This window comes from Stakelama sediminis, assembly GCF_014199335.1.
Classification (GTDB): domain Bacteria; phylum Pseudomonadota; class Alphaproteobacteria; order Sphingomonadales; family Sphingomonadaceae; genus Sphingomonas; species Sphingomonas sediminis.
Genome location: NZ_JACIJI010000001.1, coordinates 1 through 24,168, shown reverse-complemented (window position 1 = coordinate 24,168; position 24,168 = coordinate 1). Strand labels below are relative to the sequence as shown.

The 24,168-nt window shown below is 59.1% G+C and carries 21 protein-coding genes; 16 read left to right on the top strand and 5 right to left on the bottom strand.

What is annotated here, in order from left to right; translation table 11 throughout:
- The first annotated feature begins 41 nt into the window (after positions 1 to 41).
- Positions 42 to 1,154, top strand: a complete 1,113-nt coding sequence (locus FHR23_RS00105; protein ID WP_246359631.1) for a transporter substrate-binding domain-containing protein — start codon at positions 42 to 44, stop codon at positions 1,152 to 1,154.
- 4 nt (positions 1,155 to 1,158) lie between these two features.
- Here the strand turns inward: FHR23_RS00105 and FHR23_RS00100 are convergent, their stop codons facing one another.
- Positions 1,159 to 2,163, bottom strand: a complete 1,005-nt coding sequence (locus FHR23_RS00100) for a phosphatase PAP2 family protein (protein ID WP_184000917.1) — start codon at positions 2,161 to 2,163, stop codon at positions 1,159 to 1,161.
- A gap of 202 nt (positions 2,164 to 2,365) precedes the next feature.
- On the opposite strand from FHR23_RS00100, the gene FHR23_RS00095 reads away from it, so the two are divergent.
- Positions 2,366 to 3,436, top strand: coding sequence for a DUF5694 domain-containing protein (locus tag FHR23_RS00095; protein WP_184000916.1), 1,071 nt, complete (start codon positions 2,366 to 2,368; stop codon positions 3,434 to 3,436).
- Between the two features lie 78 nt (positions 3,437 to 3,514).
- Positions 3,515 to 3,679, top strand: a complete 165-nt coding sequence (locus FHR23_RS00090; RefSeq protein WP_184000915.1) for a hypothetical protein — start codon at positions 3,515 to 3,517, stop codon at positions 3,677 to 3,679.
- A 70-nt stretch (positions 3,680 to 3,749) separates the two neighbouring features.
- Here the strand turns inward: FHR23_RS00090 and FHR23_RS00085 are convergent, their stop codons facing one another.
- Positions 3,750 to 5,813 (bottom strand): NAD(+) synthase, encoded by a 2,064-nt coding sequence (locus FHR23_RS00085; protein WP_184000914.1) that lies wholly within the window; start codon positions 5,811 to 5,813, stop codon positions 3,750 to 3,752.
- A 192-nt stretch (positions 5,814 to 6,005) separates the two neighbouring features.
- Here FHR23_RS00085 and FHR23_RS00080 point away from each other — a divergent pair, with 192 nt between their 5' ends.
- From FHR23_RS00080 to FHR23_RS00020, 13 genes are all read left to right on the top strand, one after another.
- Positions 6,006 to 6,662 (top strand): L,D-transpeptidase family protein, encoded by a 657-nt coding sequence (locus FHR23_RS00080; RefSeq protein WP_343042907.1) that lies wholly within the window; start codon positions 6,006 to 6,008, stop codon positions 6,660 to 6,662.
- A gap of 126 nt (positions 6,663 to 6,788) precedes the next feature.
- Positions 6,789 to 8,324, top strand: a complete 1,536-nt coding sequence (locus tag FHR23_RS00075) for a sensor histidine kinase (RefSeq protein WP_184000912.1) — start codon at positions 6,789 to 6,791, stop codon at positions 8,322 to 8,324.
- On the top strand, positions 8,321 to 8,941 hold the full coding sequence (locus tag FHR23_RS00070; protein WP_184000911.1) for a response regulator transcription factor: 621 nt from the start codon (positions 8,321 to 8,323) through the stop codon (positions 8,939 to 8,941). Before FHR23_RS00075 ends, FHR23_RS00070 begins: the two co-directional genes overlap by 4 nt.
- A 293-nt stretch (positions 8,942 to 9,234) precedes the next feature.
- Complete coding sequence (locus FHR23_RS00065) at positions 9,235 to 10,542, top strand: methyl-accepting chemotaxis protein (RefSeq protein ID WP_246359630.1); 1,308 nt, start codon at positions 9,235 to 9,237, stop codon at positions 10,540 to 10,542.
- Between the two features lie 27 nt (positions 10,543 to 10,569).
- Complete coding sequence (locus tag FHR23_RS00060; RefSeq protein ID WP_184000910.1) at positions 10,570 to 10,830, top strand: STAS domain-containing protein; 261 nt, start codon at positions 10,570 to 10,572, stop codon at positions 10,828 to 10,830.
- On the top strand, positions 10,827 to 12,935 hold the full coding sequence (locus FHR23_RS00055; RefSeq protein WP_184000909.1) for a chemotaxis protein CheA: 2,109 nt from the start codon (positions 10,827 to 10,829) through the stop codon (positions 12,933 to 12,935). Before FHR23_RS00060 ends, FHR23_RS00055 begins: the two co-directional genes overlap by 4 nt.
- Entirely contained in the window at positions 12,932 to 13,798 is an 867-nt protein-coding gene (locus tag FHR23_RS00050) for a CheR family methyltransferase (protein ID WP_184000908.1), read from the top strand. The genes FHR23_RS00055 and FHR23_RS00050 overlap by 4 nt, the downstream gene beginning before the upstream one ends.
- Positions 13,795 to 14,820: a protein-glutamate methylesterase/protein-glutamine glutaminase gene (locus FHR23_RS00045; protein WP_184000907.1), complete on the top strand. Its 1,026-nt coding sequence runs from the start codon at positions 13,795 to 13,797 to the stop codon at positions 14,818 to 14,820. Before FHR23_RS00050 ends, FHR23_RS00045 begins: the two co-directional genes overlap by 4 nt.
- On the top strand, positions 14,820 to 15,377 hold the full coding sequence (locus tag FHR23_RS00040; RefSeq protein ID WP_246359629.1) for a chemotaxis protein CheD: 558 nt from the start codon (positions 14,820 to 14,822) through the stop codon (positions 15,375 to 15,377). The genes FHR23_RS00045 and FHR23_RS00040 overlap by 1 nt, the downstream gene beginning before the upstream one ends.
- A 60-nt stretch (positions 15,378 to 15,437) precedes the next feature.
- Positions 15,438 to 15,764, top strand: a complete 327-nt coding sequence (locus FHR23_RS00035; protein ID WP_425506335.1) for a response regulator — start codon at positions 15,438 to 15,440, stop codon at positions 15,762 to 15,764.
- 20 nt (positions 15,765 to 15,784) lie between these two features.
- Complete coding sequence (locus FHR23_RS00030) at positions 15,785 to 16,225, top strand: chemotaxis protein CheW (protein WP_184000905.1); 441 nt, start codon at positions 15,785 to 15,787, stop codon at positions 16,223 to 16,225.
- Positions 16,226 to 16,255: 30 nt separating this feature from the next.
- Positions 16,256 to 17,287 (top strand): chemotaxis protein CheB, encoded by a 1,032-nt coding sequence (locus FHR23_RS00025; RefSeq protein ID WP_184000904.1) that lies wholly within the window; start codon positions 16,256 to 16,258, stop codon positions 17,285 to 17,287.
- Entirely contained in the window at positions 17,277 to 17,555 is a 279-nt protein-coding gene (locus FHR23_RS00020) for a hypothetical protein (RefSeq protein WP_184000903.1), read from the top strand. Before FHR23_RS00025 ends, FHR23_RS00020 begins: the two co-directional genes overlap by 11 nt.
- Positions 17,556 to 17,563: 8 nt before the next feature.
- Here the strand turns inward: FHR23_RS00020 and FHR23_RS00015 are convergent, their stop codons facing one another.
- From FHR23_RS00015 to FHR23_RS00005, 3 genes are read right to left on the bottom strand one after another with little or no spacing between them, the layout of a single operon-like run.
- On the bottom strand, positions 17,564 to 19,087 hold the full coding sequence (locus FHR23_RS00015; protein ID WP_221227307.1) for a tryptophan halogenase family protein: 1,524 nt from the start codon (positions 19,085 to 19,087) through the stop codon (positions 17,564 to 17,566).
- 56 nt (positions 19,088 to 19,143) lie between these two features.
- Positions 19,144 to 20,691, bottom strand: a complete 1,548-nt coding sequence (locus tag FHR23_RS00010) for a tryptophan halogenase family protein (RefSeq protein WP_184000901.1) — start codon at positions 20,689 to 20,691, stop codon at positions 19,144 to 19,146.
- 53 nt (positions 20,692 to 20,744) lie between these two features.
- On the bottom strand, positions 20,745 to 23,873 hold the full coding sequence (locus FHR23_RS00005; RefSeq protein ID WP_184000900.1) for a TonB-dependent receptor: 3,129 nt from the start codon (positions 23,871 to 23,873) through the stop codon (positions 20,745 to 20,747).
- Between the last annotated feature and the right edge of the window lie 295 nt (positions 23,874 to 24,168).

The window sequence follows — 24,168 nt, the reverse complement described above, 5'->3', positions numbered from 1 at the left end:
GACTGGACAGCACCGCTACCCGTCATGCTAGGCTTGCCGTCATGCAGCATATTTTCCGATCGTTTTACCTGCGCCTGTGGCTTGTCCTGCTGGCGGTACTTGCCCTGTTTCCCGCCGTTGCCATGGCACAGCAAGTACAGCCTCAGCCGGGTAAACAGCAGGATCTGGCCATCGCCACCCATGCCGCACCGCCCTTTGCGATGAAAGATGCCGACGGCAAATGGCACGGCCTTGCCGTCGATCTGTGGCGCGGCATCGCCTCCGACATGGGACTGCACTATCACTTCGTCGATACCGACCTGAAGGGCATGGTGCAGGGTGTGGCCGACGGTCAATACGCTGCCAGTGTCGGTGCGCTGACGGTGACGCCGTCGCGGGAGGCGCTGGTCGATTTCACCCATCCCTATTATACGACCGGCTTCGGCATTGCGGTGCCGAAAGCGCCGCCCAACTGGCTGTTGCTGATCCGCAATTTCTTCACCTGGAATTTCCTGCAGGCTGTGCTGCTGCTGGCTGCGATTCTGTTGCTCGTCGGCTTCCTGTTCTGGCTGGCGGAGCGCAAGGCGAATACCGATCAGTTCGGGGGCAAGACGTCGAGCGGGATCGGCTCAGGTTTCTGGTTTTCTGCAGTCACCATGACCACGGTCGGCTATGGCGACAAAGCGCCGGTAACCTGGCTGGGCAAGGCGATCGCGCTGGTATGGATGTTTGCTGCGATCATCATCATTTCGACCTTTACCGGCATGATCGCCTCGTCGCTGACGGAGGGGCGGCTGACCGGCCAGATCCAGGGTGTTTCTGACCTGAATTCCGCTAGCGTCGGTTCGATCGACGGATCGGCAGCACAGGACTGGCTGGATGAAGAGGGCATTGCCTTTCATGCCTATCCCAGCATCGAGGCGGGACTGGCAGCGGTGCGTGCGCATCAGATCGATGCCTTTGTCTATGATCGTCCCTTGCTGGTGTATCGGATGCGTGACGGGGGTGAGGGCAAAGGGCTGCGGCTGGTGCCGGGAACCTTCGGGCGGCAGGACTATGCCTTTGCCTTGCCGCAGCATAGCGCGATGCGCGAACCGATGAACCGCGACCTTCTCACCCGCATTGAAAGCCGTGCCTGGGCAGCGCGGCTGAAACAGGTGCTTGGGCGCGAATAAGCGCTTATAGCGCGGATTGAAGTTCCGGTGCCGGGAACCGCGTCAGTCGGTGGCGGATTCTCGCGACGATACTCAACGCTGCGAAGGCGACCAGCGCTCCCAGCAGCATATCGCTAAGATAGTGAGTTCCTTCCACCGGCGTGGACAACAGCATCGCGATATTCACCGCAATCAGCGGGCCGCGCAACAGCGGCTGGCGCTGGGCAAAGGCAATCAGCAGCACCGCCGCGGCGGTATGAAAACTCGGCGCCGAAACCAGCCCGACCAGATGTGCCGGATCGATCGGCGCGGCCGTGTGCTGACGCAGATGCGGAATGAGTTGCGGCTGCCACAATTCACTGATCGGCATATAGGGGATGGGCCCATGCCAGAGATAGGCGAATGGCCCGACCGCCGGCATGAAGCGAAATGCGATCAGCGTGATGGTGGCTGCGATGCCGATGGCAAAGAGAAATTCATGCGCCTCCCGCCGTTGCTTCGTCCATGCCAGATGCAGCAGCAGGATGGCAGGCGAGATATAGATCATCGAATAGGCGGCACGCCCAGCAATTTGCAGCACAGGATGGGCAGCGACGAGTTCGTACCAGAACAGCCAGCGGAAATGCAGTATCAGATCGACCTGGTGCAGCGCCGCGTCGGCAAAACCGTGACTGAATGCCGCCACGGGATAGCTGGCCAGCGCTCCGACCAGTGAAATGGCAGTGAACAGCCCGAAATATTCCGCCGTATCGCCGAGTATTCGCGCCGCTTCGCCCGATGGATTGCGACATGCCCAGCGGATCAGCGCGAGCGCGGCAAAGGCGATCGCAAAGCCTGCCGCGCCGCTACCGTACAGATCGACCGACAGGTGGGCCATCCGCATCATCAGCGCGAGTGAAGGCATGCCGCCCAGCAGCATCAGCACGATCCATGCGCGTGGGATCATGCCGGGAACAGGCGTGCGCGGTGCTGAATTCAGGGAAATGTCGAGGGATTCGGAATCCAGGGCAAGCACAAACGGTCTTTCCATCGATGAATGACGGGCGCCGGGATGCGTCGGACGCATTGCCTTCCCTGATTTTTGCTTAGGCCGATTTTTCTGAACCGAAAATGGCCAAAATGCAGCGTGACTGATCGGTTGCTTTTTTGTGTATTGGTGTATTATTTCGATAATACATATAAAGCTGCGTCAACATGCGTTGGCATATGGCTTTACCAAAAGGAGATTGCCGATGTTGAAACCAAGCTTTCTGGCGCTGGCGATGGTTCTGGGGGTGGCAGCGGCACCGACGCAGCCCGTACAATTCGACCCTGGCCACCTGAAAGGGCCGCAACACGGCATGCCCAATCAGCTTCTGGTTCTGGGAACAACGCATTTGTCGCAAATGCCCAAACCCGTTCCGGCGGCTGCGCTGGTACCGCTCATGGCACACCTGAAGGCGTGGCGGCCACAGGCGATAGGCATCGAACAGGTTTCCGGCGTCGAGTGCGATTTCATGCGGCGCTATCCGACCCGCTATTCGGAATCGATTCCCGATTATTGCGGCGACACGTCCGCCGCGCGCCTTGCCACCGGCCTCGACGTGCCGAGCGCAACCGCACAGGCGAAGACCCTGCTGGATAACTGGCCCGATCACCCGACCGCGGCACAACGCAGGCATCTTGCCGCCCTATTTCTGGCCGGTGGCAATCCCGTTTCCGCGCTGGTCCAGTGGCTGCGACTGCCAACAGCCGAACGGCATGCAGGCGACGGGTTGAACGATGCTCTGGTCAAGCGGCTGGAAAAGCTGCGAACCGATCAGAATGAGGACACGCGGATCGCCGCGCCGCTTGCCGCCGAACTCGGGCTTGAACAGGTTTATCCGGTCGACGATCATCTTGCCGATTCCCCGACGCCTGATCGCAAGGCCTATGGCGCCGCGCTGGTCAAGGCATGGAACAATCCCGCGACAGAAAAGCGCAAGGTCAGGGACGGAAGGCTGGAAACGAACGCCACGAGCGGTGCAGGAATTATGGCGCTGTATCGGACTCTAAATGCGCCATCAGAGGGTATGCTGACCTTCCACAGCGACTTCGGCGCCGCGTTGGAGGAACCCTCTCCGCAGCAGTTCGGGCGCCAATATGTCGGCTATTGGGAGACCCGTAATCTCCAGATCGCGGCCAACATCCGCTCGGTCTTCAGCAACCGTCCCGGTATCCGGATGCTCGTCATCATCGGCGCGTCGCACAAGCCCTATCTCGACGCCTATCTGAACGAAATGCATGATATGCAGATCGTTTCGGCGGAGAAGGTTCTGCGCTGACCGGATGCCGATGCTTCCATTGTGCTTGCGCGGTCGCCTTCCCATAAAGACAGGGCAAGACGAAAGCCGGAGGCGTTCATGATGACGAACGAACTATATATGCTGGTACGGGACGCAATCCGGCGTGCCGAGGAGCAGAAGGGGCGCCTGTATGAAGACGGCCATCAAAGCCATTATATGGCGCTTGCCGCCCTTCTTGCCCTGAAAAAGGCCGGGTACAGGATCGAAAAGCGCGGCGATTAAGCGTGGCTGCTGAAATTCAGTCGTCATTGCGAGCACCGAAGGCGCACGACGGTCCATGGCTTGCTCTATCTCAGAGATAATCCGGTAGGGCCGCACGTAACTCTTCCACCCACGCACGAGCGGTGCCGTCGGAAGGTGCGCGCCAGTCACCACGCGGGCTGAGCGCGCCGCCGGGGGAGACTTTCGGCCCGTTCGGGATCGCCGAGCGTTTGAACTGGCTGGTCTGGAAGAAGCGCCAGAGAAATTTTTCCAGCCATTGCGCAATGGTCGGCAGGGTATAGGCATGGCGCCCTTCCTCCGGGAAGTCGATCGGCCATAGTCCCGCATTCGCATCCCGCCATGCGTGCCACGCGAGGAACGCCACCTTCGACGGACGCTGGCCATAGCGAATGATATGGTGTGCGAAGAAATCGTTCAGTTCATAGGGTCCGATCCGCTGCTCGGTGCTCTGGATCGCACCGTCCGCACCGGCAGGCACCAGCTCGGGCGAAATCTCGGTGTGCAGGATCGCATCCAGAATGGCATCGGTTTCGGGATCGAACTGGCCGGTCGCGATGCTCCAGCGGATCAGATACTGGATCAGAGTCTTGGGCACGCCTGCATTGATTGCATAATGACTCATCTGATCGCCGACGCCATAGGTGCACCAGCCGAGCGCCAGTTCCGACAGATCGCCGGTGCCCAGCACGAAGCCCTCATGCTGATTGGCGAGGCGGAAGAGGTAATCGGTACGTAACCCCGCCTGCACATTCTCAAACGTCACATCGTGCACCGGCTCACCCTCTGCAAAGGGGTGGCCGATATCGTGCAGCATCTGTGTCGCGGCCGGACGGATATCCAGTTCATCGCCGCTGACGCCAAGCGCCTTCATCAGCGCCCAGGCATTGTCCCTGGTCGCGTCGCTGGTCGCGAAACCCGGCATGGTATAGGCCAGAATTTCGCTGCGGGGCCGGTTCATCCGGTCGAATGCCTTGGCAGCGACGATCAGCGCATGGGTTGAATCCAGCCCGCCCGAAACGCCGATCACCAGCCGTTTGACGCCACTCGCCACAATCCGCTTGCGCAGCCCCTCCACCTGAATATTGAAGGCTTCGTAGCAATCGTCGTTCAGACGCTCGGCGTCGTTGGGGACGAAGGGGAAGCGGCGGATCGGGCGGATCAGGCCCTTGTCGGCGAAATCGGGCTGGTGCTCGAACGCGATCCGACGAAATCGTTGCTCCGGATGCCCGGCGGCGGCGGCGTTTTCGTTGAACGTGCCCATCCGCATGCGTTCCAGCCGGATACGGTCGCAATCGACATCGGTCAGCACGATTTCATTGGCAAGGTCGAACCGTTCGGACTGGACCATCAGGTCACCCAGTTCGTGGACCATGCCCTGACCGTCCCAGCTCAGGTCGGTGGTGCTTTCCCCCGGCCCGGCGGCGGAATAGACATAGGCCGCAACCGCACGCGCCGATTGCGATCGGCACAGCATCTCACGCTCGCGTGCCTTGCCGATGGTCACGTTGGAGGCCGACAGGTTGCACAGGATCAGCGCGCCCGCCAGCGCTCCCATGGTGGAGGGTGGTGCCGGTGCCCAGAAATCCTCGCAGATTTCGGCATGAAAGACGAAATGCGGCAAATCGGATGCCGCGAAAATCAGGTCGGTGCCGAACGCTGCGGTCTGCCCCGCGATCTCGATCGTCAGCCCGGTCAGGCCAATGCCGGGCGCGAACCAGCGCTTTTCATAATATTCGCGGTAATTGGGCAGATAGCTTTTGGGAACGACGCCCAGAATGCACCCCCGTGCCACCGCGACCGCGCAATTATAAAGCCTGCCGTTACGCCGCAGTGCGGCACCGACCAGCAATACCGGCGTCAGGCTGATGCTGGCACGTACGACGTCGGCAAGCGCGGCTTCGGTCGTATCGCACAGCGCGTCCTGAAGGTGGAGGTCGTCGATCGCATAGGAGGACAGGCACAATTCGGGATAGACCAGCAGGTCGGCCCCGGCATCATGCCCCTGTTCGGCCAGCGCGATGATCGCCTGCGCATTGGCCGCCGGATCGCCCGCCGTTGCATGCGGCGTGCAGGCACCGACGCGAACAAAGCCGTGGCGGTGGAGGGCATTAAAGGAAGCCGCTTTATCGTTCACATCGTCTCCGCTGACCGGTGTCAGTGCGTACCGTTCGCACCGCTCTAGTCCCGTTTTTGTACGGGAGCCAGAATTTCCGGGCTTATAATCCGGTTAAGCGGCTTTGCTTAACAGACTGTTCACTTTATACTTCGGGCCATGTCGAGCCTTGGGAAGACTCGAATCGTCGAAGGGCGGTGGATAGGAAAGGCGGTGAGCGGTCTGCTTGCCGTCGTGACGTTGTTCGTCGCCGCTGCCGCGGTCGCGGGGGACAGGCCGGAAATCCTTCAGCCGGCGTCGGTCAGGATCAGCAACGGCGATTATATCTGGGCCAGAGATGCTGCCGAAAAGGGCCCGGTTCAGATCGTCATCTCCTTGCCCAATCAGAAAATGTACGTTTATCGCGACGGCAAACTGATTGGTATTTCGAGCGTTTCGACCGGAAAACCCAGCAAACGTACGCCGACCGGTGAATTCACGATTTTGCAGAAAAACGTCTATCACCGCTCCAATATCTACAGCAACGCTCCGATGCCCTATATGCAGCGGCTTACCTGGTCGGGCATTGCAATCCACGCAGGCCATCTGCCTGGTTATGCGGCGTCGCACGGATGCATTCGCCTGCCCAAAGCTTTTGCCAAACAGCTTTATTCGATGACGAAACTGGGGGCGACGGTGCTGGTGACGGACCAGAAAATGCCGGATGGGTCAGAGCCTCAGGACACAGCGCCGTTGCTGGTGGCGAAAGCTTCGGATTATCAAAGCGCTCGATTCAACGTAGTGACGATGGACGATACTGCATATGCTGCTCCGGGGGAGACTGTATTCGGTCCCACGCGCGCAGTCGTACAGGCCACTTTTTCGCAATAGCAGCATTTTACTGTGCGCCGCACAATTATCTCAAAAAGAGATTTTATTCCGATTTGCACAATGTTTTTAGGACTTTGATCATAATCTACATTCACAATTAGGTATAATTACGTATACCGGTGGATTATGGATCGGCTCCTTGGGGAACAGGCATATGCTCAGGCTGGCGCTACGGCGCTGGACCCTTGGCTTGAGCTTGCAGCCGAAGCGAATGAAATCGGCTTTTTCAACTGGGATATTGTCAATGATCGCCTGCGCTGGAACACCGGAGCCGAAGAAAGGCTTGGATTAAAGCCCGGCACGATCAACAGATTTGCCGACTGGCGCAGCTATGTGCATCCTGAAGACGCTCAACGCATCGAGCAGGATGTCGCAAGTCTTTCGGCCCTGCAGCCGCCGCGCCTTTCCTACCAGTATCGTTTCTATCCTCCGGGTGGCGACGAGCGCCTGATCAATGGCGTCGCGCATTGCGTCTATGGCGATTCCGGTAATCTGATTCAGTTGATGGGCCTGAACATCGACGTCACCGAGCAGGAGGCAAATCGTCTGGCGCTGGAGCGTAGCGAGGCACAGCTTCGCATGCTCGTCGAAACCGTGCCGGATGCTATGGTGGTGATTGACGGAGAAGGAACCGTCCATGGGTTCAATGCCGCTGCCGAGCGGATGTTCGGATATACCGCAAAAACGATGCTGGGCGGCAATGTTGCCCGTCTGATGCCGGATGAGTTGGCGCACCGGCATGATGCTTCGATCGCCGCGTATCTGAATGGTGGTCAAAAACAGATCATCGGCCGTACCCGTACGCTGACTGCGCGTCGCGCAGACGGCAGCGCTTTTCCGGTGGAGCTCAATCTCGGTGAAGCTCTGGACGGTAAGCGGCGCCTGTTCACGGCATTTATTCGCGACGTCAGTGAGCGCGTCAATGCCACTAACCGGCTGGAAGAATTGCGCGCACAGTTTTTTCGTAGCGCCCGGCTGAATACGATGGGTGAAGTAGCAGCGGGCCTCGCGCATGAGATTAACCAGCCTCTTTCGGCGGCGACCAACTATCTGGCCGCCGCCGCGATCCATTGCGAAGCGATGCAGGATGGCGAGCAGTTGCGCGAGACCGTCATGCTGGCGAGCGCGCAATTATCGCGCGCCGGAGAAATCATTCGCCGGTTGCGGGGGTTCCTGTCCGACGAGGAGCGGACGGCGCAACACGTATCGGTTGCGAATGTCATACAGGAATCGATCATGCTCTCCTTACCCAGTCGCCAGCGGGATATGATTGAAATCAAGGTTGAGTTTCAGGAAGATGGTCTGTCGGCTTTCGTCGATCAGATTCAGTTCCAGCAGGTCTTGGTGAATCTGATCCGAAACGCCAACGAAGCCATGACGCAGGCCGACGTTACCGACAAAAGGATCGAGTTGCGGGCTGTGCGCAAGGGGCATGAACTGGAGATATCCGTCACGGATAATGGTGGCGGATTCACTGAGGCGATGCTGTCAAAGGCAGATCGCCCTTTCGTCACGAGCGGAAGAGCGGACGGCATGGGGCTGGGGCTCGCCATCTGCCGGAGAATCGTCGAATCGCAGGGGGGCTCTTTGCGTATCGGTAATGCTGAGCAGGGAGGTGCCGAAGTGCGATTTACCCTGCCGATAGAAGGGGAAACTGTATGAGCCGGTTTGTTTATATCGTTGATGATGAGGCCCCGGTTCGCGACTCATTGCGCGCTTTGTTGTCCACCCGCAACAATCTGCATCTGGTGCCGTGCGTTTCCGGCGACGCCTTTCTTGCCGATATCAAGGAGCGTGAACCCGGCGTGGTGCTTCTTGACATTCACATGCCGGGGCGTTCGGGTATCGATGTGTTGCGGGAGATACAGGATTTATCAGACCGGTTCTGCACCGTGATGCTCACAGGGCAGGGGGACATTCAGCTTGCCGTGCAGGCCATGAAGCTGGGGGCGGTCGATTTCCTTGAAAAACCCTATGATCACCGGCGGTTATTTGGTGCAATTGATGCAGCATTTGAACAACTGGATCAGTCTGCGGAAGCCAATCAACGCTCTATCGAGGCGCGACAACGGCTGGAATTGTTGAGCGGTCGCGAACGAGAAGTGCTCGACCTGATGGTGGATGGCGAACCCAATAAGCGCATTGCAGCCGAGCTGGGAATCAGCATCCGCACCGTGGAGGTGCATCGTTCGAATGCGATGTCGAAATTATCGGCAAGTTCATTGGCGGAGGCGGTTCGCACCGTGTTTACTGCGAGGCCCGGCCGTATTCTCACATGACCCAAGCGGCGTGGATGCATTCGGTGTGAGTCGCGGTGGCGTCATGCAGAATGTATCCACGCCGCCTAAGGTAAATACGTAGGTAGCTTCCAACCGAATTCTAACAGCCCATCCCCGATAGCAGCCTGCAAGTCTCTCGATGAGGGAGGCGTGGAGGCAGAAAGAGCCTGTCGAAGGCTCGCAGGGGAAAAGGCTGACACATGTTGAACTGGTTCATTCAAGACGCGCCGATTCGCAAGAAGTTCAGGACGCTGGTCTATCTGTAGGCAGTGCTTGGTGCCGCCGGGCTGGCAATGATGGTCCTGGCGGAAGCCGACCTCGGCGTCTCGTTCGAAACGCTGATTGCCGTTGCAGGTATCATCATCACCTCAATGGTGGCGTTCCTTGCATATGCCGGAAAAGTCATCACCAAACCTTATGTCGATACGGTTGTCCGTATGGAGGGTCTGGCGGCGGGTGATCTCGACAGCGAGATTCAATATACCGATTATCCGGACTGCGTCGGCCGCATGACCAAGGCAATGACGACGTTCCGCAACAATGCCATTGAAGTTCAGAAAGCGCGGGAGGCTCAGGAAAAGATTGTTACCAATCTTTCAACCGGGCTTCAGAAGCTTGCCGAAAACGATCTTTCGTTCAAAATCAAGCAGCCCTTCCCGGAAGGCTATGACGAACTGCGTCAGGATTATAACCGCGCAATCGAGTCCGTCTCCGGCACCATCGTTGCTGTGCGTAATGCTGCGGGCAGCGTGCATACCGGCGGATCTGAAATCAATGCGGCGTCGGACGATCTGGCTCAGCGTACCGAGCAGCAGGCTGCGAGCCTGGAAGAAACGGCCGCGGCGATGAATCAGGTGACCGAGATGGTCCGTGAAACGGCGCAGAGTGCCGCTGAAGTCAATCGTTCGATTTCCGAAACGCACCATGAAGCCACAGAAGGCGGCAAGGTCGTGCAGCGTGCCGTGTCGGCAATGGGCGCGATCGAGAAGTCGTCGCAGGAAATCACGCAGATCATCAACGTGATCGACGGCATCGCCTTCCAGACCAATTTGCTGGCGCTGAATGCCGGGGTTGAAGCGGCACGTGCCGGCGATGCGGGCAAAGGGTTTGCCGTCGTCGCCAATGAGGTGCGTGCACTGGCGCAGCGTTCCGCCGATGCGGCAAAGGACATCAAAACCCTCATCACCACCAGCGGTGAACAGGTCAGCAGCGGCGTTACGCTGGTGGGGCAAACGGGCGATCTGCTTGAAAAGATTGTCGGACGCGTGGGTGAGATCAGCAGCCTGATCACCACGATCGCGGATTCGGCCGAGACGCAGGCAACCAACCTGCAGCAGGTGAACACCGCTGTCGGCGATATGGACAAAATGACTCAGCAGAACGCTGCGATGGTCGAGGAATCGACGGCAGCCGCTCGCAGCCTTGCCAATGAGGCGGACGAACTGTCCAGTCTGGTATCGCGGTTCCGTACCGGTGATGAAGGAACGGCGCCTGTAGCAGTTGCCGCCGCGCCCAAGCGCAGTGCGCGCAAGGCTCCGCAGGTGGTGGGCAACCTTGCCCTGAAAACGGTCGAGGAAGACGAGGACTGGACCGAGTTCTGATCACCGCGAACGGGAACGGGGATAGTCATGCAGATCATCACTCTACCGGCGCGTTGCGATCGCGCTGCGGCCGAAACCCTGCTGCCCGAGATTACCGAGGCAGCAGGGAGCGGGCCGCTGACCATCGATGCCTGCCAGACCGAACAGTTCAGCCAAGCAATGCTGCAACTGCTGGTCAGTGCCCGGCGGTCGGATGAAGGCACCATTATCCTTGCCTCGGAAGCGTTACGCGAGACTGCCCGTGTGACGGGACTGGAAAGCATTCTGTTCGGGGGAGCGGTTGCATGAACGCCGAAGAAATTCAGGGAATTTTCTTCATCGAATGCGAAGAAGCGCTGGCCGCGGCCGAAGCCGGTCTGGAAGCATGCAGTGCCGGTACGCAGGACAATGAAACCGTCAACGCGATCTTTCGCGCGGTCCATTCGATCAAGGGAGGTGCGGGCGCGTTTGGTTTTACCGCACTTCAGGCCTTCACGCACGGATTTGAAACTCTGTTGTCCGACGTTCGTGACGGCACGGTAATGGTCAGCGAGCCGCTCGTATCATTGATGCTGCGCGCACTAGACACGCTGAGCGACCATGTCGAAGCAGCACGCAGCGGCAGTGATGCGCCTGCGGACGAAGCATTGCTGGCCGAACTGGCCGCGGCACAGGCCGATGGCGCGGGCGGCAGCGATGCCGAAACGCAGCCTGCTGCGGAAGCGAGCGTCGTTGAACAGGATGCCGCGCCGGTCGACGGACTCGATTTCGACCTCGACGCGATGCTCAGCGATATTGAGCATGATGCCGAGCCGGAAGGAACGCCATGGCGGGTTCGTGTGCGTCCCCATGCCGGTGCGATGGCCAATGGCAGCGAGCCGCTGCTGCTGCTGCGAGAGCTGGATCGGCTGGGAGGTAGCTGTATCGCCTGCGACGTTGCGGCTGTTCCCGTGCTGGAACGACTTGAGGCAGGTCAGGCCTATCTGAGCTGGCTGTTCGAACTGCCTGCCAGCGTCAGTGAAGATGCAGTGCAGGAAATTTTCGACTTTATCGGTGACGATTGCGAGGTCGTGTTCAATCCGGCGCCAGAAGAAGAAGGAGCGCACGACGCGGAGGAAACGCCGACGGTTGAGAAAACCGCCCAGGCGCCAGCCAATGACACAGACACGCCTGAACCGAAGGAAGTCGACACCGCCGCAAAGGCTGGCCCGGAAAAAGCCGCACCGGCCGCTCGGGCCGGACAGTCGATCCGTATCGATCTGGGTAAGCTGGACCGGTTGATCGACACGGTGGGCGAGCTGGTGATCGCACAGGCGATGATGGCGCAGCGTTTCGCCGGACAGGATCTTGCCGCGGTCGAGGAACTGTCGATGCTCGATGGCCTGACCCGCGAGCTTCAGGAAAGCGCGATGTCCATCCGTGCTCAGCCGATCGGTTCGGTTTTCAGCCGGGTGCCTCGCATCCTGCGTGAACTGGAAAGCTCGACCGGCAAAGCAGTCAATCTGGAAGTGTCGGGTGAAGCGACCGAACTCGACAAGACGGTGATCGAGCGACTGAGCGAACCGCTGACGCACCTTATCCGCAATGCCGTCGATCATGGAATCGAAGGTGCGGAGGCGCGTATCGCGGCCGGGAAACCCGCAAAAGGTACGCTTTGTGTTTCGGCGGAGCATCGTTCGGGCCGTATCGTCATCAAGATCGCCGATGACGGTGCCGGGATCAATCGTGAACGCGTGTTCGGCAAGGCGGTTGAAAACGGCCTGATTGCCGCCGATGCGCAACTGTCGAATGAAGAGATCGACAACCTGATCTTTGCACCCGGTTTTTCCACCGCGCAAACGGTATCGAACGTCTCCGGACGCGGCGTCGGCATGGATGTCGTGCGCCAGAATGTGAAGGAACTGGGCGGCCGGATCACCATCGATTCGACGCCGGGTGAGGGGACGGTCTTTACGCTTGCCCTGCCGTTGACGCTGGCGATTTCCGACGGCATGATCGTGACGGTCGGGGATCAGACGCTGGTCGTGCCGCTGGCGCATGTGGTCGAAAGCCTGCGTCCTGACGCGAAGGACGTGCAGGGCCTTGGTACGGCTCGTCAGATGCTGAACGTGCGGGGAAATTTCCTTCCCGTACTCTCGCTGGAAGAGTCGGTCGGCGCACGCAATGCTGTGGCCTCTCCGACCGAGGGCGTGCTGATCGTCGTCGATACCGAATCCGCGGGGCAGGCGGCCCTGCTGGTCGATGGCATTACCGATCAGCGTCAGTTCGTGATCAAGAGCCTCGATACGCATTACCGCTCTGTGGACGGTGTTGCCGGGGCGACGATCCTGGGCGACGGTCGGGTGGCGCTGATCCTCGATATCGACGGACTGGTCACGAATGCAGTGCATGTACGGCGAAAGGAAGCCGCATGAACGCCGCGGTGCAGTTCGATACCATGCCGGGCGTAAGCCCCGGCGTGTACAGCGCTGCGGATTTTGCCGCAGTACGCGACATCGTGCACTCGGAAGCAGGGATCGTCCTGCCGCCGGGCAAGGCGATGCTGGTCTATTCGCGTCTGTCGCCGCTGGTTCGCAAGACCGGCAGCCAGACGTTCGCCAACTATATCGCACATATCAGGGCAGATGACGTTGAGCGCCGCAGGGCGATCTGCGCACTGACCACCAACCACACCTTCTTTTATCGCGAAGCCCATCATTTCGAGCATTTCGCAAAGGTGGTGCGCCCGGAACTGCTGAAAAAGCTGGGACGGCGCGAAGCGGTGCGTATGTGGTCTGCCGGATGTTCAACCGGTGAGGAAACCTGGTCGCTGGTGATGACCCTGCTGGGGACGGATCGTGCGGACGGAATGCGCATTGCGGGACAGGATATGCTGGTTCTGGCGACCGACATCGCCACCCATGCTCTGCAGCCCGCCGAAGCAGCAACCTATCCGCTCGAAGCGCTGAAGCCGGTTCCTGCGGGACTGCGGCATGCATGGACGGAGGAAAAGGACGGACAGGCAATGTTGCGCGACAAGGCGCGGCAGATGGTGCGCTTCCGGCATCTGAACCTGCTTGGCGGCTGGCCGATGAAGGCAAAGTTCGACGTCATCTTTTGCCGCAACGTGATGATCTATTTCGATCAGCCGACCAAGGAACGTCTGGTTGCACGCTTTGTCGATCAGCTTCTTCCCGGCGGCCATCTGTACATCGGGCACAGCGAACGGGTGACTGGACCGGCGATGCAGAAACTGAAAATCGTTGGACCGACCATCTATCAAAAGGTGGCGGCATGACTATTCGCGTTCTGATCGTCGACGATTCCAAAACCATGCAGGCAGTGTTGAGGGCACGGCTGAGCAGGGAAGCGGATATTGAGGTCGTGGCAACGGCGGGCAACGCTGCCGAGGCGCGACAGTTGATGCGCGAACTCGATCCAGACGTGGTGACACTGGACATCGAAATGCCCGGCATGAACGGACTCGATTTTCTGGAAAAGATCATGCGGCTGCGCCCGACACCGGTAATCGTGGTGTCCAGCGCTGCGCAGGCCGGGACGGAATCGGCGGCACGGGCTTTGGCTTTGGGCGCGGTCGATTGTTACGCCAAGGCCGACCGGTTCGGTGCCATGGGTACCGAGGATAACGGCAAGCTGGCGTCGCTTATCCGTCAGGCTGCGCAAATCCGCTTTGATCAGCGCGCACCCTCCATACCGAAAGTAAGCGTGAAAACACAAAAATCCATCGGCGGAGACACCCGGTTGATTGCCATCGGCTCATCCACCGGAGGGGTGGAGGCCCTGCAGATATTGTTGCGTGACTTTCCCGCCGATTGTCCGCCGACGATGATTGTTCAGCATATCAACGTCAATTTTGCCGCCGCCGTCGCCAGAAGGCTGGATTCGATCTGCAAGGCGAAGGTGCTGCTGGCAGAACCGGACATGCCGATCCGTCGCGGGCAGGTATATTTTGCACCTGGTGGTGACCGGCATATGATGCTGGGCGGGACAGAAAACTGGTTCGTTAAATTACGGCAGGGCGACCTGGTATCCGGCCATCGACCCAGCGTCGATGCGCTGTTCCGCTCCATCGCCCCTAAAATTCGGGGGCATGTCGTCGGCGTGCTGATGACCGGGATGGGAAGCGACGGCGCACGCGGATTGCTGGAAATGGCGCAGGCAGGGGCCACCACCATCGCTCAGAATGAAGCGAGCTGCACAGTGTTCGGAATGCCGCGCGCGGCAATCGAACTGGGGGCTGCCGGTGTCGTCGCGCCGCTGGACCGGATTGCGGAACATGCGCTTTCGAGGGCTGCATAATGATACATGTTCCCAGCCATATTCAGACACCCGCCACCATGTCCCGCGCGACCGTGATGCAGGGGCAGGCACAGGTAAGCGCCGACCCGAACCGGGTACTGACCACGATACTCGGCAGTTGCATCGCCACCTGCCTTTACGATCCCAGGATGCGGGTCGGCGGCATGAACCATTTTCTGCTCGCAGAACCGCAGAACGCCGGAAAAACCACGGTGGATGAAAATTACGGGGTCTATCTTATGGAGGTGCTGGTCAACGGCATGCTGGCACATGGCGCTCGCAAGTCGCGGATGCGTGCGCATCTGTACGGTGGTGCGAACCTGCATTCGGGAATGAGCCGGATCGGCACCGCCAATGCCGGTTTCGCCAGGCAATTCCTTCAAAATGAGGGGATTCCGATCGTGCATATGGATGTTGGCGGCGTGCAGGCGCGTCGCGTCGATTTTCGTCCCGCACACGGTCAGGCGCGTTGTCGGGCCGTAGAGGACAATTTCATTCCCAATCAGAAACCCATGCCACGTCCGCAGAAGGCGGCGGGCGATGTCGAACTCTTTTAACAAATGGGCAGTAGCATGAGCAGAGCGACACGAATTTTGACCGTTGACGACAGTGCAAGCATGCGCGCCTTGTTGCGCCATGCGCTTACCGAACAGGGGTTTGCGGTGGAGCAGGCGGATGACGGCGTTTCGGCGCTGGAATGGCTGGAAGGCAATGATGTCGATGTGGTCATCACCGACATCAACATGCCGCGGCTCGACGGGTTCGGTCTGATCGAGCGCCTGCGTGCCGGTGGGCGCCATCGCGACCGGCCGATCCTGGTGCTGACGACCGAAAGTTCGGACGAGAAAAAGGCGCGTGCGCGCTCGGCCGGGGCGACTGGCTGGATCGTCAAGCCGTTTGATGCGGAAAAACTGAGCGCCGCCGTTCGGCGGGTCGCACACTGATTGAAGAGGGGAAAGTGATCATGCATCGTCAGCTCATCACCTTTGAGGTCGAAAATCAGGTTTTCGGCATCGACATCATGGCCATTCGCGAAATTCGCGCATGGACGCCCACGACGCGGCTGCCGCACGTTCCCTCCTATGTGGCGGGCGTCGTCAACCTGCGCGGCACAGTATTGCCGGTGGTCGACCTCGCAGCCCGACTGGGCTGGCGCGCGACGGAGCCTACGTCCCGCCATGTGATTATCGTGACGGAAGTCGAATCCCAGTTTCGCGGTCTGATCGTCGATTCGGTCAGCGATATCGTCACCATTCCTGTCGATGCATTGCAGCCGCCGCCCGCGACGGCCGGCGACAGCGTCGTTCCGTTCCTGGAAGGCCTTGCCGCCATCGAGGATCGCATGGTGATGGTGATCGACCTGCCGAAACTGACCGACAATGCGGCGATCGCAGCCGCTGCCTGATTGTATTTGCGTATTAAGGAAACCGGACCCATGGCCAAGAAAGTTCTCGTCGTCGATGACTCGATCACGATGCGCGCGCTGTTCACCAGCGCATTGGAGAAAAGCAAGGATCTGGTCGTAGTCGGCGCTGCCGATGGGGCCGATGAAGCGCGCGAGATGATTGCCGACCTGCGCCCCGATGTACTGACGCTCGATGTCGAAATGCCGGGCAAGAACGGGATCGAATTTCTGGAAGAGCTCATGGAAACGCGCCCGATTCCGGTGGTGATGCTTTCCACCCTGACGCAAAAGGGGGCGGACATATCGCTGAAGGCGATTGAGATCGGCGCGGTCGATTGCTTCCCGAAGCCTGCCCGTGCAACGCCGGATGAGTTCGAGAAGATCTCGGGCAAGCTGTGCAAGACTGTATTGACGGCGGCAAAGACCAATCTGGCGGCACGCAACGCCGGCAAAGGCAAACCTGCTAAAGCGGCGGACTATAGCGATGACGGCCGTGTGGTGGCGATTGCCGGTGGCATGGGCGGGATGGAAGCTGCGGCCGATATGCTGGCGGCCTATCCGGCCAACTGCCCGCCCACGCTGCTGGTGCTGACGATGGAGGAAGGGCTGGCCGTGCCGTTCGCATCGCGGCTGAGCAAGTCGATCCAGCCAAAGGTAAAGGTTGCAGGAGACGGTGAGGCGCTGGAAGCCGGGACGGTGTATGTAGCCGTCGATCCCGAACGGCATGTGGTCATCGACCGCTGGCCGCAAGGATCGGTGCGGCTGATCGACCGACCCGCGGTCAATGGCAACCGACCCTCGGCCGACCTGCTGTTCGGTGCGCTGGCCAAGATTGCCGGTGCATCGGCGCGTGGCGTATTGTTGTCAGGTGGCGGTCAGGACGGAGCGGCTGGCCTCGCTGCGCTAAAGGGCGCAGGAGGGCAGGTGTTCGGACAATCGCCTGACAGCGCGCTGGTCGATGAATGTATTCTGGCGGCCAGGGAGCGAGGTCTTTCGGCATTCGCGGCACCGGGCAACCTCGCCGAAATGGTGTTGCAGGCGGATGTTGCCCATGCAGCATGATCCCAATTGCCCGGAACGCGCGACCATCAACGGAGCGGCGGAAATACTGCGCACGCTGAGTCATGAGATCGAACTGGTCGGTGCTGCTTTGTGCGAAGACCCCGAGTTGATGGGGCGGCATATGACTGCGTTGCAATCGATCGACCTGATTGCACAGAAACAGCGTGCACTGGCGGATGTCTTCGTGGCGACTTCGCCCTCTACCGCGATCGCCGATATTCCGGTGGAGGTGCTGCGTGACGAACTGAGGGCGCGGTTCGCGGCCTGAACTCCTGTTTAGCGGTGCTCCGCCGTGGCGGAGCAGTGCCGATCAATATAGCTTTGATGGCTGGGGAGTGTGGCCGCCGTTTTCGCAATGGCGTTTTTCAGCAGGCGCATATTGCGGATGAGCGCGTCCGCTGGAACGCGGTCGACCAGTGCATCATAATTCTTCGGTTCGATTCCCTGACCCAGCATCACCGCCAGCCAGCTATGCGCCGTGAAAAGATCCTCCGGGCTGGGAACGATCCGTCCGCTGAAACGGAACATGTCCAGCTTCGCCGCAAGCGTATCCGGGATCGCCATATTACGGACATAGCGCCAGAACGCGGTATCGTCGCGTTCCGTCGCATTGTAATGCAGAACGATGAAGTCGCGGGTTCGCTCGTAATCCGCCGTCATCAACCGGTTGTAGTGCGCGATTTCTGAAACATTCAGACCCCTGCCGGGCCACAGATTGACCAGCCGCTGTACCCCCATCTGTGCGAGATGGATGCTCGTCGATTCCAGTGGTTCGATAAAGCCCCCGGCAAGGCCGATGGCGATGCAGTTCTTTTTCCAGAAGGCGCGGCGATGGCCGGTACGGAAGCGCAGCGGCAGGCAGTCGGCAAGTGGTTCACCTTCGACACCTTCGATCAGGTTTCGATGGGCAGTGTCCCGATCCATGAAGGCACTTGAATATACATGACCGTTGCCCGTGCGGTGTTGAAGCGGAATACGCCAGCGCCAGCCCGCAGCGTCTGCCGTCGCCTGCGTGAACGGGGGCGGAGAACCGGTTCCGGCAGTCGGCACCGCCAGCGCACGATCACAGGGCAGATACTGGCTCCAGTCGATGAAATCGCTTTCCATCGCGCCTTCGATCAGCAGTGATTTGAAGCCGCTGCAGTCAATAAACAGGTCGCCTTCGAGCACATGATCGTCGCGCAACGTTACTGAGCGGATCCGACCATCCTCCGTATCCTGCTCGACGCTGATGACCATGCCCTCAATCCGGCGCACGCCCTTTTGCTCGGCATATCGGCGCAGCACCTGACTATAGAGCCTGGAATCAATATGATAGGCGTGGCGCATGGTTGCCAGAATGGCATCCGAGCCGCCTTGCGGGGGCGAGAAACGGTCATCAAGTGCCGCGATCGTACACAGGTTATAATCGCTGATAGTGCCCGCGGCATCCGGTGGCGCTTGGCCTTTTGCTGAGAGGACTTTCAGTCGAAGCCATAGCTGGTGAAAGGCGAATTCCGGTGTGTCGCGTCCATAGGAACCAAAAGGATGAAAATAGCTTTCGCCCTTTCGCAGCCAGTCGACAAAGTCGATTCCCAGCTTGAACGTTCCCTGGGATTGCCGAAGGACATCATCCTCTTTCAGCCCAAGAAAATCGTTGAATTCCATTAGGGTCGGAATGGTCGCCTCGCCAACGCCGATCGTGCCGATATCCTCTGACTCCACCAGTGTGACAGACACGCTCGGCGGCACGATACGGGCGATAGCGGCAGCGCACATCCATCCGGATGTACCGCCGCCGACGATGATTACCTTTTCCACGGGCGAGAAGGCGTCTCCTGCGGTCTCGGAACCGGCTTTCCGATCCACCTGCATCGCTATCGTTTCGCGGGGCGGAAGCCGTTTGCCACCACCTCGCTTACCAGCGCACGGTGGGACGGCACGGCAGTCATCGCATTGGCACTTTGCTGGCGGATATTCTCAAACTCCTGCCGAGCGCCGTCATAATAGCGCAGCGCTCCGGCCCGAGCACTGATGTCCGTTTTGAACCCCATGCCGTAGAGGATGTATTGCCAGCTATTCTCGTCGAAAATGTCATGGCTGGTATCGACATCGAGAAAGGATGGGGGGCGATACCGCCATTGCTCCAATTTGCCCTTCAGCTTGTCGGAGATCGACGAGGGTGCACGATTGTCGTGCCAGAAGTCAGTGTCGGTCCGCTCGCTCAGGCAATAATGGAGTTTGATGAAATCGACGACATGGTTGTAGCGCGTCGTCATGTGCATGTTGAACTGTTCCGCCGAGCGTTCGTAATCGCCCGACCAGGGGAACAGGTTGCACAGGATCAGCACGGCGATTTCGACAAAGCTGATACCGGTTGCTTCAAGCGGTTCGATGAACCCCGATGACAGGCCCATGGCGACGCAATTCTTGCGCCATTGCACCTTGCGAAACCCGGCTTCGAAAGAAAGCAGGCGGTGCGGCAAATCCCTGGCGGCGGGGCCGATATAACGCTGCAATGTTTCCAGTGCCGCATCGTCACTGCAATGGTCGGATGAATAGACATAGCCCAACCCGCGGCGCGATTGCAGGCCGATATCCCAGATCCAGCCATTCTCCTGCGCAGTGGAATAGGTGCAAGAAGGAATCGGTGCGTCGGGCAGGTCATAGGGGACACGGATCGCCACGGCGCGGTTGCAGAATAGCTGGTCGCGATAGGAGGTGAATTCCGATCCCAGTGCCTGACCAATCAGGCGCGCGCGAAAACCGGTACAGTCGATATAGAGGTCGGCGGTCATCGTGCCGCTCGCTCTTCCCTGCACGGAAGCGATGGCGCCTTGTTCGTCGAGCCGGACGTCGTCGACCGTATCGATCACCCGCTTGACGCCCAGTTCCATCGCCCGGTGCCGCACGACTTCGGCCAGCTTCACCGCGTCGAAATGATAGGCGTAGTTGAGCGGCGCGGCATAGTTGGGGTGAGTGATCAGCTTTGGTGCAAGTTTCGCGTCGACCACGCGTTCCTGCACCGTGTTGACGGTCGCCCAGGGGATGTCTCCGGCGACGCCGAGCAGCCAATAGGGCAGCAGGTCCATATCGGTATGCTGGGAACCGACCTGGAAGGGGTGGAAATACCAGTCTTCGTTTTCCGGGTTCGGGTTGTCTTTCCAGCCCTGAAAGCGGATGCCCTGTTTGAAGGTGGCATCCGCGCCCCGGATCAGGTCGGTTTCATCGAGTCCGATGCGTTCGAGCGTCCTGCGAATGATGGGGAAAGTGCCTTCGCCCACACCGAGGATGCCAATCTCATCGGATTCAACAACCGTAATCGAAACGCCGCCGGGAAGGTCGCACGCCAGCATCTGGGCCATATAGGCGGCACAGATCCAGCCCGCGGTTCCGCCCCCGACGATCAGGACGCTCTTGCTCATTCACGCACTCTAAGCATTGGAGCCTGTTCGGGAAAGAGCGTCCTTTCGTCCGATCAGAAGGAGAAGCCAAGGCTCACGCCGAGACGACGATCGGTCACGAAGACGCCGCGCTGGACGTATCGTCCGGGCAGAATCTCCATTTCGGTCTTCTGATGCGAATTGGTGATATTCGCCAGATTGATCCGAACGTTCAGATGCTTGCTGTACTGATAGCCGATACTGGCATCAAGGCGGCCGGATGCGGCTGCATAAACCGGCAAACCGAAGGAAGTCTGAGTGGTTGCTGTACTCGGGTAGGTATAGGTACCGCTCGTACTCGAATCCGATGTGGTGGCGAGATAGCGACTACGCCACGACCACGACACACGCGCACTGATCTTGTTCAGATCGTACAACAGGGTGGTGGAATAGGACCATTTGGAAAGCCCGATCAACGGAACATTCAGAGGCGAACCGTTCATATCCAAGGCCAGCGCATCGGGTGATTTGCCGTCGACATAGGTCACATTGGCGTCGATACCGAACCCTTTCAGGAAGCCCGGCAACATATCGAAATAGGTGCGACCGCCCAGTTCGAAGCCCTTGATATACGAATTGTTGGTCGCGTTGACGTTCAGATTACCCGTAACCGGCCCGTCGATGAACACGGCGCTGCCGCCGTCAGTCGGGGTCGATGTCGGCTGATCAGCAGTCGCAAAGAAACTGCTCGCCTGCTGGGCAAATTTGTTGAAGATGATCGCGTGCTTGATCGTCTTGTGGAACAACGCCAGATGCAGTGTAGTCCCCTTGTGCGGATACCACTCGATCGAAATATCGTTGTTCAACGACGTTTCAGGCTGAAGCTGTGGGTTCCCTGACGTGAACGTATAGCCTGCGAAAATAGCAGGCAGCCCTGAGGTGCCGTCCGCATCATTCGCATAGGGATTGCTGATTGTCGAAACAGAGGCAGATCCCTGTGCACGAATGTCGGAATAATAAGGCGGGGTCATCGTCTCCGTCAGTGCATAGCGCAGGACGACACTCTTGCTCGGTTGGAATTTGATGTTGAAAGCCGGGAGGAAGTAATCCTTGGCAAAACGCCCTGCACGATTGGTTGAATAATTGTTGCTGGTGTAGGAGAGCGGCGGGTTTTCTCCCGGATGAGCGTCAACCCAGGCCTGATACCCTGCAGCGCCGCCCATCATCGCAAGCGAAGCTGCCGCGTCCGCCGTGTTCTTATAGAACAGGGTAGTGCCGTTGAAGATGTAGTTTCCTTCGCTCTCGGTTTCATACCGTACCCAGCGTGCGCCGATATTACCCGAGAAGTTCAGGAGCGGAGAAGCGCTGTCATTCTTGAAACCGACCATGGCATAAGCGGCCGTGGTTTTCGGCTTTGTCGTTACATAAGAGGGCTGCAGACCGAAACTCGGGTCCGCCGGATTGCCGTAGAGATAGGTGCTCGCGGTGGGGTCGCTGCACTGGTAATAGAGGTCGGGGGCACATGCCGCATAGGTGTTGACCACCCGATTGAACTGATCGCCGCGTAGCACCTGACTGGTTGGCACATAGAAAGAACCCACCGCCTGCGCCTGACCATTGAAGAAGTTGGAGAAGTTGTTGAGCTCGAAATCTCCTTCAGGCGCGGTAGCAACATTAGGCTGAGGCACGCCGTTCCAGCCGCGCGCAGTCGCCGACCACCAGGTTCCCACGAAGGTATCTGTTTCCTGACGGGTGGCATAGCGCGCGCCGACCGCAGCTTTCCTGAAAAAACCGTCCCCAAGATCGTATGTGGCATCAAGCTGATAGGAGTCCTGATGTCCTCTGCTGGCCATCGTCAGCCAGTTGAAATTCGAAAGCGTCGTATTGGCAGCGTTCGGCGTATAGGTGCCGTCGAACATCACGGAGGGTACTGAGCCGGTAAGGTCCAGGTTTGCCTGCTCGACTGTCGGGTTGTTTACGCTGAGACCCCATTTGGAGGTGCCCGACTTCGCCGTGGTATGCTGATAGCTGCCGGTGAGCTGGAAGCGACCCGGCGACCATTTGAAGCCCTGACTGAAATCGCTCGTCTGGCTGTAGGATGGGGTATAGCTGGCATTGCTGCTGGGCGTGAGGCCGCTGGCGAGCGATGTGCCATTGACGATGCCGCCGCTGGTGAACACGCCATTGTCGAACGTGCTGTCCTGCGTCACGCCGATCGCTGGCTGCGATATGATCACATATTGCGTGTTGCGGTTACTGTCCCACCGCGAAATGAAGGTGGTGTGATAGAATTCGAGGTTCGATGCAGGCCGCCACTGGACCGCGAGATACAGGCCCTTGCGAGTCCGTTCGAACTGATCGTTGGATTCATAGAAACCACCCGGCGCATATACCTGCTCACCGTTATAGGTGGTCGGATAATAGGGCTGGACGAGCAGGCTACTGTCATAGGACTTGATCTTTGAATAGGCGACATCGGCCAGAAGTCCGATCTCACCAAGTCCGGTATGGAACCGGGTCGACGCCCTGAGAGATGCGCTGGGTTCATCGCTCTTGGAGAAATCGCCGTAGCTGGTCGACACCGAGCCCGAGATTTGCGTCCCCTGAACGTCGAACGGCATAAAGGTTTGCAGGTTGACGGTGCCGGCGATCCCGCCCGCAATCAAATCCGCGCGGCTGGCCTTATACACCGTAACCGCCCGCAACAATTCGGGGCCGATATCGGCATAGTTGAGACCGGACCCGCCGTTTGCGGAGAAAATCTCTCGCCCGTTGAGCAGCGTCTTCGTTCCGGTCAGGCCGCGGATCTGGATACCCGACCCTTCGAACGTAAACCCGTCGGGCGAACCCTGATTGCCCGAGCGCACGCGGTTCATGGTAAGGCCGGGCACGCGCTGAAGGATTTCAAGCAGCGAGGTGCTGGGTACTTTGCCTGCTTCGTCCAGAACCACCGAGTCGCTGATCGTACTGGAGTTGCGCTTCATCTGTGTAGCGTTTTCCAGCGCCTGACGCTGGGCGGTGACGACAATGTCGCTGACCGCCTGCCCGTTAATCGCCGACCCATTCGATTCCGTGACACTGCCGTTCTGTGCAGAAGTATTGCTTTGCGTGGAGCTTGCGGCCTTTTTTTTCTTGTCCGATTTTTTGTCGATGTCGGTCGAATTCTGAGTCGTCGTTATCGACGATGCGGCGACCTGAGGCTGCACAATACGGGCCTGAGCCACACCTGCGCCACAGCAAATCAACGCCCCGACACTGGAGCCGGTGCAAAGAGCACGCGCAATTTTCCAACGGGTGGCCGTCATTTTCCCTCCAAATTTCGTTTCGCCATCACTCGTGGCGAGAAACGTTGTTGTTATCGCTATCACCTCCTATTGAATATGAGTTGGTGTGGTCAAGCTGAAATTCTATTGTCCAACAAAAAGAGAGGTGGCCTGGGAAATTTGGACAGGGGGATAAGTGGATTTTCTGCCTTGCGGCGGCCATGAAGGCGGCCTGACAGGAGTAGAGATGAGCAGA